Annotated in this window: 10 protein-coding genes; 5 read left to right on the forward strand and 5 right to left on the reverse strand. The window is 61.2% G+C overall.

The window, feature by feature from the left end:
- Nucleotides 1-15 precede the first annotated feature (15 nt).
- Entirely contained in the window at nt 16-2,202 is a 2,187-nt protein-coding gene (locus ACODSV_RS27830; protein WP_150054758.1) for a GAF domain-containing hybrid sensor histidine kinase/response regulator, read from the forward strand.
- 3 nt (nt 2,203-2,205) lie between these two features.
- Here ACODSV_RS27830 and ACODSV_RS27835 read toward each other — a convergent pair whose 3' ends face one another.
- The 4 genes from ACODSV_RS27835 to ACODSV_RS27850 form a co-directional block, all read right to left on the reverse strand.
- Nucleotides 2,206-3,372 (reverse strand): GGDEF domain-containing protein, encoded by a 1,167-nt coding sequence (locus ACODSV_RS27835; RefSeq protein WP_024075168.1) that lies wholly within the window; start codon nt 3,370-3,372, stop codon nt 2,206-2,208.
- Between the two features lie 51 nt (nt 3,373-3,423).
- Nucleotides 3,424-5,661 carry a 1,4-alpha-glucan branching protein GlgB gene (gene glgB / locus ACODSV_RS27840; protein WP_102624225.1) on the reverse strand — a complete coding sequence of 746 codons (2,238 nt, stop codon included), beginning with the start codon at nt 5,659-5,661 and terminating at the stop codon, nt 3,424-3,426.
- Nucleotides 5,658-9,005, reverse strand: a complete 3,348-nt coding sequence (gene treS, locus ACODSV_RS27845) for a maltose alpha-D-glucosyltransferase (RefSeq protein WP_454843614.1) — start codon at nt 9,003-9,005, stop codon at nt 5,658-5,660. Before treS ends, glgB begins: the two co-directional genes overlap by 4 nt.
- A gap of 92 nt (nt 9,006-9,097) precedes the next feature.
- A complete protein-coding gene (locus tag ACODSV_RS27850) occupies nt 9,098-11,086 on the reverse strand; it encodes an alpha-1,4-glucan--maltose-1-phosphate maltosyltransferase (protein ID WP_150054759.1) in 1,989 nt (662 codons plus the stop codon).
- A 204-nt stretch (nt 11,087-11,290) separates the two neighbouring features.
- Between ACODSV_RS27850 and ACODSV_RS27855 the strand changes: the two genes are divergently transcribed.
- Both ACODSV_RS27855 and ACODSV_RS27860 read left to right on the forward strand, forming a co-directional pair.
- Nucleotides 11,291-11,464, forward strand: coding sequence for a hypothetical protein (locus ACODSV_RS27855; RefSeq protein ID WP_168233082.1), 174 nt, complete (start codon nt 11,291-11,293; stop codon nt 11,462-11,464).
- A 333-nt stretch (nt 11,465-11,797) separates the two neighbouring features.
- Entirely contained in the window at nt 11,798-12,628 is an 831-nt protein-coding gene (locus ACODSV_RS27860; protein WP_051448884.1) for a M10 family metallopeptidase C-terminal domain-containing protein, read from the forward strand.
- A gap of 7 nt (nt 12,629-12,635) precedes the next feature.
- On the opposite strand, the gene ACODSV_RS27865 is transcribed toward ACODSV_RS27860, so the two are convergent.
- The gene (locus ACODSV_RS27865) at nt 12,636-13,133 is read right to left on the reverse strand and encodes an MgtC/SapB family protein (RefSeq protein ID WP_069075883.1); all 498 of its coding nucleotides are present in this window, start codon (nt 13,131-13,133) and stop codon (nt 12,636-12,638) included.
- A gap of 120 nt (nt 13,134-13,253) precedes the next feature.
- Between ACODSV_RS27865 and ACODSV_RS27870 the strand changes: the two genes are divergently transcribed.
- Complete coding sequence (locus ACODSV_RS27870) at nt 13,254-13,493, forward strand: DUF3203 family protein (RefSeq protein WP_024075162.1); 240 nt, start codon at nt 13,254-13,256, stop codon at nt 13,491-13,493.
- Between the two features lie 184 nt (nt 13,494-13,677).
- Nucleotides 13,678-15,093 carry a cytochrome c oxidase accessory protein CcoG gene (gene ccoG, locus ACODSV_RS27875; protein ID WP_277378240.1) on the forward strand — a complete coding sequence of 472 codons (1,416 nt, stop codon included), beginning with the start codon at nt 13,678-13,680 and terminating at the stop codon, nt 15,091-15,093.
- The last annotated feature ends 206 nt before the right edge of the window (nt 15,094-15,299 follow it).

The following is a 15,299-nucleotide window of genomic DNA, read 5'->3' on the forward strand; positions in this document are numbered from 1 at the left end:
CAAGGTGTTTTCCCAATGATGAATTGGCTGCAAAGCAGCAGCGACATGGCTGAGCGGATTCGCCAGCATGATTGGGCCAGTACGCCCCTCGGGCCAATTGAGCTGTGGCCGGATGTATTGAAGACCACCGTTGCCCTGTGCCTCGCTTCCAGCTTCCCCCAAGCCATCATTTGGGGGCCTCGGTTGATCACGCTCTATAACGACGCGTTTGTCCCCATACTCGGCAATAAACCCTATGCCTTGGGCCGCCCGTTCAGCCAAATCTGGAGCGAAGCCTGGGAAGAGATCGGTCCCATCGCCGACGCCGCCTTCGAGGGCCATGCCACCTATATCGAAAACTTCCCCTTGGTGATCGAGCGCAGCGCCACGCCGGAACAGGCCTATTTCACGTTCTGCTACAGCCCGATCCGTGACCCTAAGGGGCGGGTCGTGGGGATGCTCGACACCGTGACGGAAACCACCGCAACGGTGTTCCTCTCTCGCCGCCTGACGGTGCTGGATGCCATCGGCAACTCGGTGACCAACGCCACCGACGCCGAAACCATCATGACGGCCACCACCCGCCTGCTGGCGCAGCACCTGCAGGTGTCCATTTGTGCCTACGCCGATATGGACGCCGACGAAGACGGCTTCACCATCCGCGACAACTGGACCGCACCCGGTTCGCCCAGCATCACCGGGCACTACAGCCTCAAAGCGTTCGGGCACACGGCGGTCAAGCATCTGCGCGCCGGTGAGCCGCTGGTGATCCGCAATCACCTGGTCGAACTGCCCGCCCATGAATCCCTGAGTTTCCAGGCGCTGGGCGTAGCGGCCACGATCTGCATGCCGCTGATCAAGAACGGTCGCTTGACCGCCCTGATGGCCGTGCACAACAAGACCGAGCGGGACTGGTCAGCCTATGACCTGGCGTTGTTGGGCGAGGTAACCGAGCGTTCGTGGGCGCATATCGAACGCGTACGCGCCAACGCCGCCGTGCGCGAAGGCCTGGCCGCGTTCACAGAGCTCAACGCCACCCTGGAACAACGGGTGGAAGAACGTACACGGCTGTTGACGCAAACCGAAGCCGCCCTGCGTCAGTCGCAAAAGCTCGAAGCCATCGGCCAATTGACGGGGGGTGTCGCTCATGACTTCAACAATCTATTGACCATCATTCGTTCGTCGGTGGACTTTCTGCGCCAACCCGGGCTCTCCGAGGAACGCCGCCAACGCTATATGAGCGCGGTTTCCGACACGGTGGAACGCGCCAGCAAGCTGACCAGCCAGCTGCTCGCCTTTGCCCGCCGCCAACCGTTGAACCCGGAAGTCTTCGACGTAGGCCAGCGTGTGCAGAACATCGCTGAAATGCTGGAAAGCGTGACCGGCGCGCGCATTCAGGTTCGCGTCAACCTGCCCGAGCAGCCTTGCCATGTGCGGGTGGATTCCAGCCAGTTTGAAGCGGCATTGATCAATATCGCCCTCAACGCCCGCGATGCCATGGACAGCCAAGGCACCCTGACCCTGAGCGTGGCGCGCCTGCCCGCCTTGCCGCGTATCCGCGGCGATGCCGAATCGCGCCAGCCGTTTGTGGCGGTGTCCCTGGCCGACACGGGCAGCGGTATTGCCGGCGACACTCTGGAGCGCATTTTCGAGCCGTTTTTTACCACCAAGGCCGTCGGCAAAGGCACCGGCCTCGGTTTGTCACAGGTGTTCGGTTTCGCCAAGCAGTCCGGCGGTAACGTCGATGTGGCCAGCACCCTTGGCGAGGGCACGGTATTTACGCTTTACCTGCCCGAAGCGGAACCGCAGCTGACCGGGAACGAGCCCGCACCCGCCGAGCCGACACCCCTCGACACCAGCACCCTGCGCAATATCCTGATTGTCGAGGACAACCTGGAGGTTGGCCGTTTCGCCAACCAGATCCTTCAGGACCTGGGTTACCAGACCACCTGGGTCACCGATGCCGAACAGGCATTGGCCCTGGCCGGCCCGGATGCCAGGGCATTCGATGCGATTTTCTCGGATGTGGTCATGCCCGGCATGACCGGCGTGGCGATGGCCAAGGTCTTGCGTCAGCGCCGCGCGGACTTGCCCGTGGTGCTCACCTCTGGTTACAGCGACGAGCTGGCAGACAACGGCTATGAAGGGTTTGCATTCCTGGCCAAGCCCTACTCCGCCGACCAAGTGGCGCAAGTGCTGGCCAAGGCCATGCTCAAGGACTGAGCCCTACTCCGCCACGGCCACTTGATTGCGGCCCAGGGCCTTGGCGCGGTACAGCGCCTTGTCAGCGGTATTCATCAGGCCGTGCAGGTCCTGATCCTGGTTGTGGGTCGACGCCACCCCGAGGCTGGCGGTCAAGCCCTGGACCGGGTCCGATGCCAGGCCGGCGATCGCCTTGATCAACTGCTCGGCGATATCCAGCGCGGTTTCCAATGACGTGTTGGGCAGCAGCACCGCAAACTCTTCCCCGCCCAGCCGACCATAGACGTCGGCCTGGCGAAACGAGGCGCTGATCACCCCACCGATCTGGCGCAACACTTGGTCCCCCGCCTGGTGGCCATAGGTGTCGTTGATTTGCTTGAAGTGATCCATGTCCAGCATCAGCGCACACAGCGGCTGCTGGTGATACCGGCACTGCGCGTACAACTGTTGGGCATGTTCGAAAAATGCGCGGCGGTTCATCAGGCCGGTCAATTCGTCGGTCTGTGCGGCGTGGGTGGAAATCGTGTGGGCGCGCTCCATCTCGCGGGTGAGACGAAAGGCTTTCTCCAGGGCGTCGGACATTTTACGCGTGGCGCTGACCACAAACGATGAGAACACCAGCACGGCCAGCGCCATCCCCACCTGCATCGGCGATGGCTGGAACAGCAGCCACAGCGTCGACGGCAACAGTACCAGGCCAACCGAGGCCATGGTCATGTAGCGATAGGCCGAGTAACAGGACACGGCGCTGACGGACATGCCCACGGTAAACAGGATGACCAGGGTCTGGGACAGCCGATCGTCGGTGGGCATCACCGCAAAGGCTCCAACGCCCCAGACGCCGGCAGACAGGCACAGGGTGATCCAATAACGCCGCTCCCAGCGGTCCGGGGTGCGTTCGCTGCCGGGGCAGCGAAACCAGTCCATGAACATCTTGACCCGCAGCAGCGACGAAGCCGCCAACACCAGCAGCCAGACCATCATGACCTGATGATCGAAGCGATCCCAGCACACCCAGCAGAGCATGACGGCAGCGAAGTAACTGCCGAAAATCGCAGCAAAAGATTGGCGAAACAGCTGGTGCAAACGGTCAGTTCGCACCTGCTCTTCTATAAAGCAATCCTCGTCCTGACTACGCCCAAGGCCATTCATGAAACCCGCCCGATTCGACTGCCGCAACAAAGATGCCATTGTGGCATCCTGCCACTAGCGCGGACAACTGAATCCAGTGCGGTAGAGCCTTTAACTGGCTTGCGGACGCAAAATCAGCACCCCCAACGGCGGCAGATTCAACGACAACGACACCGGTTGTCCGTGGCGCGGTTCATCTTCGGTAAACACGCCACCGCCATTACCGTAATTGGAGCCGGCGTAAGTGTCGGCATCGCTGTTGATCACTTCGCTCCAACGCCCGGCAAACGGCACGCCCACCTTGTATCCCTCACGTGGCACCGGGGTGAAGTTGGCCACCACCAGCACAGGCTTGCCGTCTTTGCTCCAGCGCAGCCAGGCGTACACACTGTTGATCGCGTCATCGCCGATCAGCCACTGGAACCCCTGGGGCGCGTCATCCTGCTCGTGCAGCGCGGGCTCCTCGCGGTACAGGCGGTTCAAGTCGCCCACCAACTTCTGTACCCCCCGGTGTTCCGGGTATTGCAGCAGGTACCAGTCCAGTTGCTGATCGTGGTTCCACTCGCGCCACTGGCCGAATTCGCAGCCCATGAACAACAGCTTCTTGCCTGGGTGCATCCACATGAAACTCAGGTAGGCGCGCAGGTTGGCGAATTTCTGCCAGCGGTCGCCGGGCATCTTGTCGATCAGCGAGTGCTTGCCGTGTACCACCTCATCATGGGAGATCGGCAGGATGAAGCGTTCGGACCAGGCGTAGACCAGGCCGAAGCTCAGCTCGTTGTGATGATGGGCGCGGTACACCGGGTCCTGCTGAATGTAATGCAGGGAGTCATGCATCCAGCCCATGTTCCATTTGTAATTGAACCCCAGGCCGCCCTGTTGGGTGGGCTGGCTGACACCGGGCCAGGCGGTGGACTCTTCGGCAATCACCAGTGCCCCCGGAGCTTCCAGGGCCACCACGTCGTTGAGGTGGCGCAGGAAGTCGATGGCTTCCAGGTTCTCGCGGCCGCCATGGCGGTTGGGCACCCACTCGCCGGCCTTGCGCGAATAGTCGCGGTAGAGCATCGAGGCCACCGCATCCACGCGCAGGCCATCGACGTGGAAATGCTTGAGCCAGTGCAGCGCCGACGCCAGCATATAGCCGTGGACTTCGGTGCGGCCCAGGTTATAGATCAGCGTGTCCCAATCCTGGTGGAAGCCTTCCAGCGGATTGGCGTACTCGTACAGGGCGGTGCCGTCGAACTGCGCCAGGCCATGGGTATCGGTCGGAAAATGCGCCGGCACCCAATCGAGGATCACGCCGATATCGGCCTGGTGACAGGCGTTGACGAAATACGCGAAATCTTCCGGCGAACCAAATCGGGCACTCGGTGCGAACTGCGACAACGCCTGGTAGCCCCAGGAACCGCCAAACGGGTGCTCCATGATCGGCATCAGTTCGATATGGGTGAACCCCAGTTGCTGCACATACGGAATCAAACGCTCGACCAGCTCGCGCCAACCGTACTGACGCGCCACTTCACCGGCTTCGTCCAGCTCGCACTGCCAGGAGCCCACATGCAATTCGTAGATCGACAGCGGCGCGGTGGGCTGCTGCTTCTCTGTGCGCGCCTGCATCCACTCATGGTCCTGCCAATCCACCTGCAACGGCGGGGCGACCTTGGACGCGGTGTCGGGCGGCAGCTGGGTGGCCAGTGCCATCGGGTCAGCCTTGAGCGGCAAGATACCGTGGGCGCCGAGGATCTCGTACTTGTAAGCCGCACCCGCTTGCAGGCGCGGGATAAAAATCTCCCACACGCCCGACGGATGACGCAGGCGCATCGGGTGGCGGCGACCGTCCCAGATATTGAAGTCGCCCACCACCGAGACACGCCGCGCGTTCGGTGCCCATACGGCGAAGCGCACGCCCGGCACGCCATCGACCGTGGTCACCTGGGCGCCCAGGCAACTGCTGAGGTCGCGGTGATTACCTTCGGCAAACAGGTACAGGTCCATTTCCCCCAGCAGCAATTGCTGGAAGCTGTACGGGTCTTCGGTGATCTGCTCACCGCCGGCCCACTGGATCTTCAGCACATAAGGCTGGCGTGTCGCGAGATGCCCGACGAACAACCCAGGCACCTGGTTCGCCTCCAGAGTGGCGAGGGGCTCGCCGCCCTCTTTGCTCAACACTTGGACGCTCAAGGCGTCCGGCAGGAACGCGCGGATAAACTGCCCGCCCTGCTCGTCATCATGGGGCCCCAGAATGGAAAAGGGGTCGTGGTGCTCGGCGCGCACCAGCGCTTCGACGTCCTTGGACGCCGGCATTGCTGTCAACTTCGGTTGCAGCGGTTCTTTACTCGTAAAGCTCATGACGTCTCCCCACCGCGTGCAGTTTTCGATTTAGGTGTAAGCCCACTGAGCAGGCCATGCAAGCCCTGCAAGGGCACCGGCAACCAGGTCGGGCGGTTTTCCGCTTCGTAGGCCACTTCGTACGCGGCCTTCTCCAGGCTGAACAACGTCAGCGCCGCGTCCTGGCCTTTGGCATCCTGCCAGTCATGGCCCAGTGTAGCCGTGGCTGCCTGATAAGCCTGGATAAATGCCTGGCGCGCCTCGTTCAGGTAACGGTCGGTCACCCGCTTGCGGGCGGTATCCGCTTCGGGCGAGTGATCGACCCCCTGTCCATTCAGGGCCATGGCCGCTGCGTAATCAAACGACCGCAGTACGCCACTCACATCCTTATAGGGGCTGTGCTTGCCGCGGCGTTCATGCAGCGGCCGCGCCGGCTCCCCTTCAAAGTCAATCAAGTAGGCATCGCCTTTGACCACCAGTACCTGGCCCAGGTGCAAGTCACCATGCACGCGGATCCGCAGGCCGCCCACCGTGGCCTTGGCCAGGGTCTGTACGTGGCTGGCGATGGCTTTTTTGTGGTCCAGCAAAGCACTGACCAGCGCCTGATCGGCCGGGTTCAATTGGTGTTGATGCAGCTTGAGCAATTGCAGGGCGCGGTCGATCTGCGCCCCTACATCCTTGGCCCAGGCTTGGGTGTCCTTGACCGTGGTGGCTTCGGGCTTGAAGTCCTTGTTCGTGGTGGGCGCTCCCAGTACCAGGTGCATTTCCCCCAGGCGCTTGCCGAGCAACCCGGCGAAGTCCGCCAGTTCACCCAGGGCGTTGTAGTGCTGCTCCTGTTCGGAGATGGCCTCGGCGAGTTCGTCGCGAATCGCGCGCTCCAGATTATTCTGGGTCCAGCTCCACGCATCGCCCTGATTGCTCAGGTAACCCTGGGCAATCATCAGCAGGTTGTCGTCACCGGCCGCATCGCGGCGAATCACCGACCCCAGCAGCGGCGAGATATTCGGGTATCCGGCGGCGGTCAGGTAGGCACTCATCTCCAGCTCCGGGTGTACCCCGGCGCTGACTTTACGGATCAGCTTGAGCACCAGGCTCTCGCCGACCACCACCGAGCTGTTGGACTGCTCGGCGGCCAGGTAGCGTACCTGGGCGTCCTCGGCCAACTGCAAGGGTGCCAGATGGGAAGTGGCCTCGAAGCGCAGGTCGCCCTCGCTGGAGTTGAGCACGCTGCCGGCCTGCAGGCCCTGGATCACCGCGCGAATAAAGTGCTCCAGGCTGAAGGCATCGGTGACCAGTCCCACCTGGCGCACCCGGCGTACACGGGCCAGGGCCAATTGCTGCGGCAAGGCGCTGGTGAACTGGTCTTCGCCGAGGAAGCCGAAGGGCAACTGGTAACGGCTGACCTGGCCGCCACTGGTCACATCGATCTCGCTGAGCAACACCGGGTGCTCCGGGTCGCCGAAACGCACGCCGTAGGCAATATGCACGCTGTCGATGGCCGTGTCCTTGCCGGCGAACCAACGCCGTTTCGGCAGCCACGCCGGCAGCACCTGTTGTTCAAGGCTGGCGCGGCAAGGGGCGTCCAGCAATTCTTCCATGCGTTTTTTCAGCACTAGGGTGGTGAAGTCCGGCATGCTCTGCGCCGGTTCCACGTGCCAGCTGGGCATCTGGTTTTCCGCTGCCAGCACAAACCAGTAGAAGCCATACGGCGCCAGGGTCAGCAGGAAATTAAGCTGGCCGATCGGAGGGAAGGCATTCCCGCCGAGCATCTCCACCGGCACCATGCCGGCAAAGGCCGACAGGTCCAGCTCGGCGGCCTGGGCGCTACGCGATACGTTGGCCACGCACAGGATGATTTCCGTGCGGCCATCGTCTCCGGTGAATTCACGGGTATAGGCGAGGATGCGGCGGTTGCTCGGCGAGAGCATCTTCAAGCTGCCACGGCCAAACGCCTTGGACTGCTTGCGCACCGCCAACATACGCCGGGTCCAGTTGAGCAATGAGTGGGGGTCCTGGGCCTGGGTTTCGACGTTGACCGACAGGTAGCCGTATTGCGGGTCCATGATCGGCGGCAGCACCAGGCTGGCCGGGTCGGCGCGCGAGAAGCCGCCATTGCGGTCGATGGACCACTGCATCGGCGTGCGCACGCCATCGCGGTCCCCGAGGTAGATGTTGTCACCCATGCCGATTTCATCGCCGTAATACAGGGTCGGCGTGCCGGGCATCGACAACAGCAGGCTGTTGAGCAACTCGACACGACGGCGATCGCGCTCCATCAAAGGCGCCAGGCGCCGGCGAATGCCCAGGTTGATCCGCGCACGCCGGTCGGCTGCGTAGTAGTTCCACAGGTAGTCGCGCTCTTTGTCGGTGACCATCTCCAGCGTCAACTCATCGTGGTTGCGCAGGAAGATCGCCCATTGGCAGTTGGCGGGGATCTCTGGGGTCTGGCGCAGGATGTCGGTGATCGGGAAGCGGTCTTCCTGGGCCAGGGCCATGTACATGCGCGGCATCAATGGAAAGTGAAAGGCCATATGGCATTCATCACCGTCATCGCCCTTTTTGTCACCGAAGTACAGTTGGGTGTCTTCCGGCCACTGGTTGGCTTCGGCGAGCAGCATGCGGTCAGGGTAATGGGCGTCGATTTCGGCGCGGATCTGCTTGAGGACGTCGTGGGTCTCCGGCAGGTTTTCATTGTTGGTGCCATCACGCTCAATCAGGTACGGGATGGCGTCCAGGCGCAGGCCGTCGATCCCCATGTCCAGCCAGTAACGCATCACCGACAGCACGGCCTTCATGACCTGCGGGTTGTCGAAGTTGAGGTCCGGCTGATGGGAATAGAAGCGGTGCCAGAAGTACTGGCCGGCGACCGGGTCCCAGGTCCAGTTGGACTTTTCGGTGTCGAGGAAGATGATGCGCGTGCCATCGTATTTCTGGTCGTCATCGGACCATACGTAGAAGTCGCGAGCCGCCGAGCCGGGCTTGGCCTTGCGCGCGCGCTGGAACCAGGGGTGCTGGTCAGAGGTGTGGTTGATCACCAGCTCGGTGATCACCCGCAGCCCGCGCTTATGGGCTTCGGCGATAAAGCGCTTGGCGTCGGCCAGGGTCCCGTAGTCGCTGTGCACGCCACGGTATTCAGCGATGTCATAGCCGTCATCACGGCGTGGCGAAGGGTAGAACGGCAGCAGCCAGATGGTGTTCACACCGAGGTCGGCGATGTAGTCGAGCTTGGCGATCAGCCCGGGAAAGTCACCGATGCCGTCGTTATTGGAGTCGAAATAGGATTTGACGTGAACCTGGTAAATCACCGCGTCCTTGTACCAGAGCGGGTCTTTGATAAAGGTGGCAGCCTTGGGTTTCTTCGCCATTGGAAACTCCTGAAATACTGAAATTCTTGCAAACTGAACGCGGTCAAGGTGGGAGGGGCTTGCCCCCTCCCAGCTGTTGATCTTCGCCAGGCTCAGGAGGTGGTGATACGCCAGATCCCGAACGGCATCTGCGGCTCCAGCCGCGTCCACTGGTTCTTGCCGTACCAGGTCCAGCGATGGCCGTTCATCAAGTCTTCACCCTGGATCTGCGCATCGTCCGGCAGGCCCAGCTCCCAGAGCGGTAACTCGAAATGGGCTTCCTGGGCGTTGAAGGGGTCGAGGTTGACTGCCACCAGGATGAAGTTGCTGCCGTCCTCGCTGCGCTTGCCGAAGTACAGGATGTTGTCGTTCCAGGCGTTGTACAGCTTCAGGCCCAAGTGGGTCTGCAACGCCGGATTCTGTCGGCGGATGCGATTGAGCTGGGCGATCTCGGCAATGATGTTGCCCGGCGCGGTGAAGTCCCGTGGGCGGATCTCGTACTTCTCCGAGTCCAGGTACTCTTCCTTGCCCGGTACCGGCGCGGCTTCGCACAGTTCAAAACCTGAATACATGCCCCACAGCCCCGAGCCCATGCTGGCCAACACGGCGCGGATCAAGAAGCCCGGACGCCCAGACTCATGCAGGAAGCCTGGGTTGATGTCCGGCGTATTGACGAAGAAGTTCGGCCGGTAGCATTCGCGCCACGGTGACTGGTTCAACTGCGTCAGGTACTCGCTCAGTTCGGCCTTGGTGTTACGCCAGGTGAAATAGGTGTAGCTCTGGGAGTATCCGACCTTGCCCAGGCGCGCCATCATCGCGGGGGTGGTGAAAGCTTCGGCGAGGAAGATCACTTCCGGGTGCTTGGCCCTGACATCACTGATCAACCATTGCCAGAACGGCAGCGGCTTGGTGTGAGGGTTGTCGACGCGAAAGGTCTTCACGCCCTCTTCCACCCAACCGACCACGATGTCCCGCAGCTCGGTCCATAGGCCGGGGATGGCATCGGCGGCGTAAAAGTCGACGTTGACGATGTCCTGGTATTTTTTCGGCGGGTTTTCCGCGTATTTGATCGTGCCGTCCGGGCGCCAGTTGAACCAGCCCGGGTGCTTCTTGAGCCAGGGGTGGTCCTGGGAGCACTGGATGGCAAAGTCCAGGGCGATTTCCAAGCCATGCTCGGCGGCGGCCTTGACCAGGCGGCGAAAGTCATCGCGGCTGCCCAGTTGCGGGTGGATGGCTTCGTGGCCGCCCTCCTCGCTGCCGATCGCGTAGGGGCTACCCGGATCATCCGGGCCGGCCGTGAGCGCGTTGTTCTTGCCCTTGCGGTGGCTGCGGCCGATGGGGTGGATCGGCGGGAAGTACAGCACATCGAAGCCCATGTCATGGATCATCGACAGCCGCGAGTGCACATCATTGAAGGTGCCGTGGCGTGCGGGATCGTCGGTGATCGAACGGGGAAACAGTTCGTACCAACTGGCAAATTGTGCGGCTTCGCGCTCCACATCGATCGGGTATACGGTGCTGATGCTCAAGTAGGCGCGGTGGTCGGCCTGGGTCATGAGATGCGCACTGTCTTCGTGCAAAAACAGCGCGACCTGCTCGGTTTCCAGCAGGCCGGAGAGTTCGTGGTGCAGCAGCATCAGGCGGTCGCGCAGCTCGTTGTCACTGCGTTCGGCGGCCTGCAACACCAGGCTGCGGCCTTCCTGCAACTCCAGGCTGACCGGCACCCCGGCCTCGTGTTTCTTGCGCAGTTCGTAGCAGAAGCTGGCGAAGGTATCGATCCAGGCTTCGATGCAATACTCGTGGGGCCCCTGCTGGACGACGCTAAAAGTACCCTCCCAGCCATCGTTGCCCACATCGGCCATGACCACGCTGTGCCAGCTTTCTTCGTGCAACGCACGCCAGCGGATCAGCACGGCGAGCTTGTCGTGCCCATCGGCGAACACCTTGCTGGTGACATTGACACGCTGGCCCACCACGGCCTTTACGGCAAATTCGCCGCCATCAATCACGGGGGTGGTGCTTTCAATCGCGATCCTGGGCAACAACAGCGCCTGGGACAACGGCAATAAGGATTCCTTTGGAGCCAGTGTTTCAGCAGTCATCGAGCATCTTCCCCTTACGCCCTGTGGACGCTCTTTGCTTGATCCGAATTCTGATACGGCGCCGCTCTCCCTGAGCAGGGCCGTATAAGGTCCGAGCCTGCACCCTGGTTAAAAGTTCAGGCGGATATGCCGCCATTGGGCGGGGAATCAATTCCCCCCACCCGATGTCCACCGCTAGAGCAAAGCACAAACGAGGCCATACCGATGAATATCCCGATCCCGGCTGAAACACCCGACCCGAATATCGATAACCCGACGCTGCCGCCCACAGAGCCTGAGCCCATTCCAGAACAAGAACCACCTGAAAACGAGCCACCGCCGGTGGAGGAGCCACCGACGACGATCGCCCCCGTGATGTCGAGTACCTCTGGGAACTGACCTTAACAAGCGAAATACCCTACTGGCTCGAACGGTGAAGTCCTTACTTCGTCTGAATGGACATTGGTGATACTGACCGCGCATAGACGTCATCCCAAGACGACTCGCTTACCCAAGCACTCGCGAGGACACATTATGTCAGCCATCCATCAAATACCGACGCCCCACTCCGCACGCCCTCCAAGCCAGCATCGTGCGGAACGGGGCCTCCCTCCCGCGTCTTCAGTCGTAACCACGCAAGCCCTGGAGGCCCTGCTCCGCTCAGGCCCGAACCACGCCAGGCAACCCAAGCGACCCGACAACCCCGAGCCGGCCCCTTCAAGCACGGCAACGATGAAGCAAAGCCTCACTGACCTGGGTGCCCAGGTAAACCGAAGCACGGTTGAACACATGCTGCGTGATCCAACATCCAGAGGGTCTATAGACACCTTCAACAAAATTGGCACGCTATTGACGACCGACAAGATCAGCACCTTATTGTCCGGGCCCGATGCAAACGACAACGTCAAGGTCCTCGAGAAGGTCGAATCTCAATTGAGCAAAGATGCGATCGACACTGTCCTGTCTCCCTTCGAGGCTGAGCAGGTCGACAGCTATCGGAACCATGTCGAGTCGGCCCTGTTCGACCTGAAGTACAGATTAATGACCGCCCCGCTTGAAAGCCGATTTGATCTCGTGCGCCGCTTTGCCAGTAAAAAGCACGAGCCTTTGCTGGATATCCAGGACAACCTTGCTCAAGCAAATGCCAGGGCGACGTCCCTGTGTTCCATTTCCGCGCTGGTGAGAAAAGCAATCGGGTCGTTGAAGTTCCCACACCCCACTGATCTGGAGAATCGCATACCCACTGACACACCCCACAAACCGTGCACGGTTCGGCCCAATATCTACCGTTACACCAGCATCCAGGAGTCTTCCCTCGACGCCCCCAGCGAAGTCCGGGATTTCGTGCACGGTCAAGACAAACTGGATGTTTCAGGTATTCGCAGACAACTCAATAAACCATTGCAATGGGTCCACCAACTATCCGGGGCCAGCGGGGAAATGCAGCTGAAGTACTCCCCCACCACCAACACGAGCGTTCTCGTGATTTCAGGTAACCCGTCGGAGCCGGCGTTTGTCGCAAAGATCTTTGGGCAATTAAAGGAAACCGACCTGTTGAGCTGAGCGGTGGTCATTGATCCTTCTCAAAGACCTTGACGATCCTCGGCATCACGCTGAACACCGCCAGGGCCAGTAACGTACTGAGCACCGCCGTCGACTCGCGCCCCATCCCCGCCGCCACCCCAATGGCGGCGGTCATCCACAACCCGGCGGCGGTGGTCAGGCCCTTGACGTGCTGGCCCTCCTCGTCCTCCTTGCCTTTGAGGATAGTGCCCGCCCCCAGGAACCCAATCCCGGCAATCACCCCCTGCACCACCCGGCTCATGGCATCCGCCTGGTTGCCGGACATCTGTGGCACCAACACGAACAGCGCCGCGCCCAGGGCCACCAGCATGTGCGTGCGCACCCCGGCCGCCTTGCCCTTGTGCTCACGTTCAAAACCGAGGATCCCGCCCAGGAGCGCGGCAATCAACAAGCGTACGGTGATCTGGGTGAGTTGCTTCGCATCGGTAATATCGGCGAATTCGGCTTGCAGGGTTTGCCAGACTTCGTGCCACCAAGCGTCCATGGAAACTGTCCTGTATAGGGGTCGATACAGCATGGACCGCAGCGACCGCCAGTCAGTTGCCTGGAACCACTGCCGATGGCATGCCCCTAACCTTCATAGCCTATGAAAAGGGAGATCAGCATGACCGTACGTATCGAAAACCATCTGTGCTATTTCATGCTCGATGAAAACGGCCAGGAACAAAGCGTGCCGGCTACCCGAGTCAAGGTCCTCACCGACAACGACAAAGCCATGTCTTACGTGGACCTGGCCGGCCAGCGGATCTATATCACCGAAGCCGAGGCCGACGCCCTGACGGTCGAGGGTGCAACGGATGCACGCAACCACGTCAAGGCCGAAGAGCCTGGTTCGCTGATTTAATTGATCTGCGTCAGCATCGCCAAATCAAGCCTGCACCCCAGGCGCCACGGGGTGCAGCACATTGTCGCAGCGCTAGGCCACCAACGTATCTGATCCGCTTTTTATCGCCATACCTGAGCCTGTTATGCAAACAGAGCGACGGGCATAGTTCATCCGCCTGATGGAGGCTGATGAGCGAATGACCATGAGCGAAATAATCCCCGTCCGAACCGTGGAACCCCATGCACCTGCGCACCCAAAGAAGGTGAAGGCCGCATCCAGCGACAACCTGATTCACACCCGCAGCTTTACCGGCCTGTTTCGTACCTTGCGCGTGAGCGGTGCAGGCTTTCTGTTCCTGGCCTTCTTCGGCACCGTGTGGCTGAACTGGGGCGGTCGCCAGGCCGTGCTGTGGGACCTGGCTGAAAGCAAATTCCATATCTTTGGCGCGACCTTCTGGCCCCAGGACTTCATCCTGTTGTCGGCGCTGCTGATCATCTGCGCCTTCGGCCTGTTTGCGATCACTGTGTTTGCCGGCCGCGTATGGTGCGGCTACACCTGCCCGCAAAGCTCCTTTACCTGGTTGTTCATGTGGTGCGAAAAAATCACCGAAGGCGAACGCAACCAGCGCATCAAGCTGCAAGCGGCCCCCTGGAGCCTGAATAAACTGGCGCGGCGCTCGGCCAAACATACGTTGTGGCTGGGCATCAGTGTGCTGACCGGGCTGACTTTTGTCGGCTACTTCACCCCCATTCGCCCGCTGGCCACCGAACTGCTGACCTGGCAGATGGGGGGCGTGAGCCTGTTCTGGGTCCTGTTTTTCACTGCAGCCACCTACATCAATGCCGGCTGGCTGCGCGAAGCCGTGTGCATGCACATGTGCCCCTACGCGCGGTTCCAGAGCGTGATGTTCGACAAAGACACCCTGACCATCTCCTATGATGTGGCCCGTGGCGAAAGCCGCGGCCCGCGCAAACGCGAGGTGAAACCGGCGGATGTCGGCCTGGGCGACTGTATCGACTGCCAGTTGTGCGTGCAGGTCTGCCCCACCGGCATCGATATCCGCGACGGCCTGCAAATGGAGTGCATCGGCTGCGCGGCGTGCATCGACGCCTGCGATTCGATCATGGACAAAATGGGCTATGCCCGTGGCCTGGTGAGCTACACCTCCGAACATCAACTGCAAGGTGGCAAGACTCACCTGCTGCGGCCGCGCCTGATCGGCTACAGTGCCGTGCTGCTGGTGATGATCGCGGCGCTGGTGGTGGCGTTGGTGCAACGGCCGATGGTGTCGCTGGACGTTACCAAGGACCGTGGCATGTTCCGCGAGAACGCCCAGGGCTTGATCGAAAACATCTACAGCCTCAAGGTCATCAACAAGACGCAGCAACGCCAGGATTACCGCCTGGAGCTGGTGGACGCCGAGGGCTTCCAACTGCAGGGCAAGACCGAGATCAGCCTGGCACCCGGGGAAATCAGCGATGTGCCGGTATCGGTGGCATTGCTGGCCGACAAGCCGGCGAGCAGTTCGCAGACGTTGCGGTTCAAGGTGTCGGATGTGGATGAACCCTGGATCTACAGTGCGGCCGATAGCCGCTTCGTGGCGCCGCTCAACCGCTGAGACCCCGGTATCGAAAATGATAAAGATCAAATGTGGGAGGTGGCTTGCCACCGATAGCAGGCTGTCAGCGCCAGATTTGCTGACTGACACACCGCTATCGGGGGCAAGCCCCAATGCCAGTCAGTCAAGAGATAGAACGAGCAAACAGTAACCTGTGGCGAGCGGGCTTGTTGTGGCGAGCGGGCTTGCCCCGCGTTGGGCTGCGA

The organism is Pseudomonas sp. FG86, from assembly GCF_057808775.1.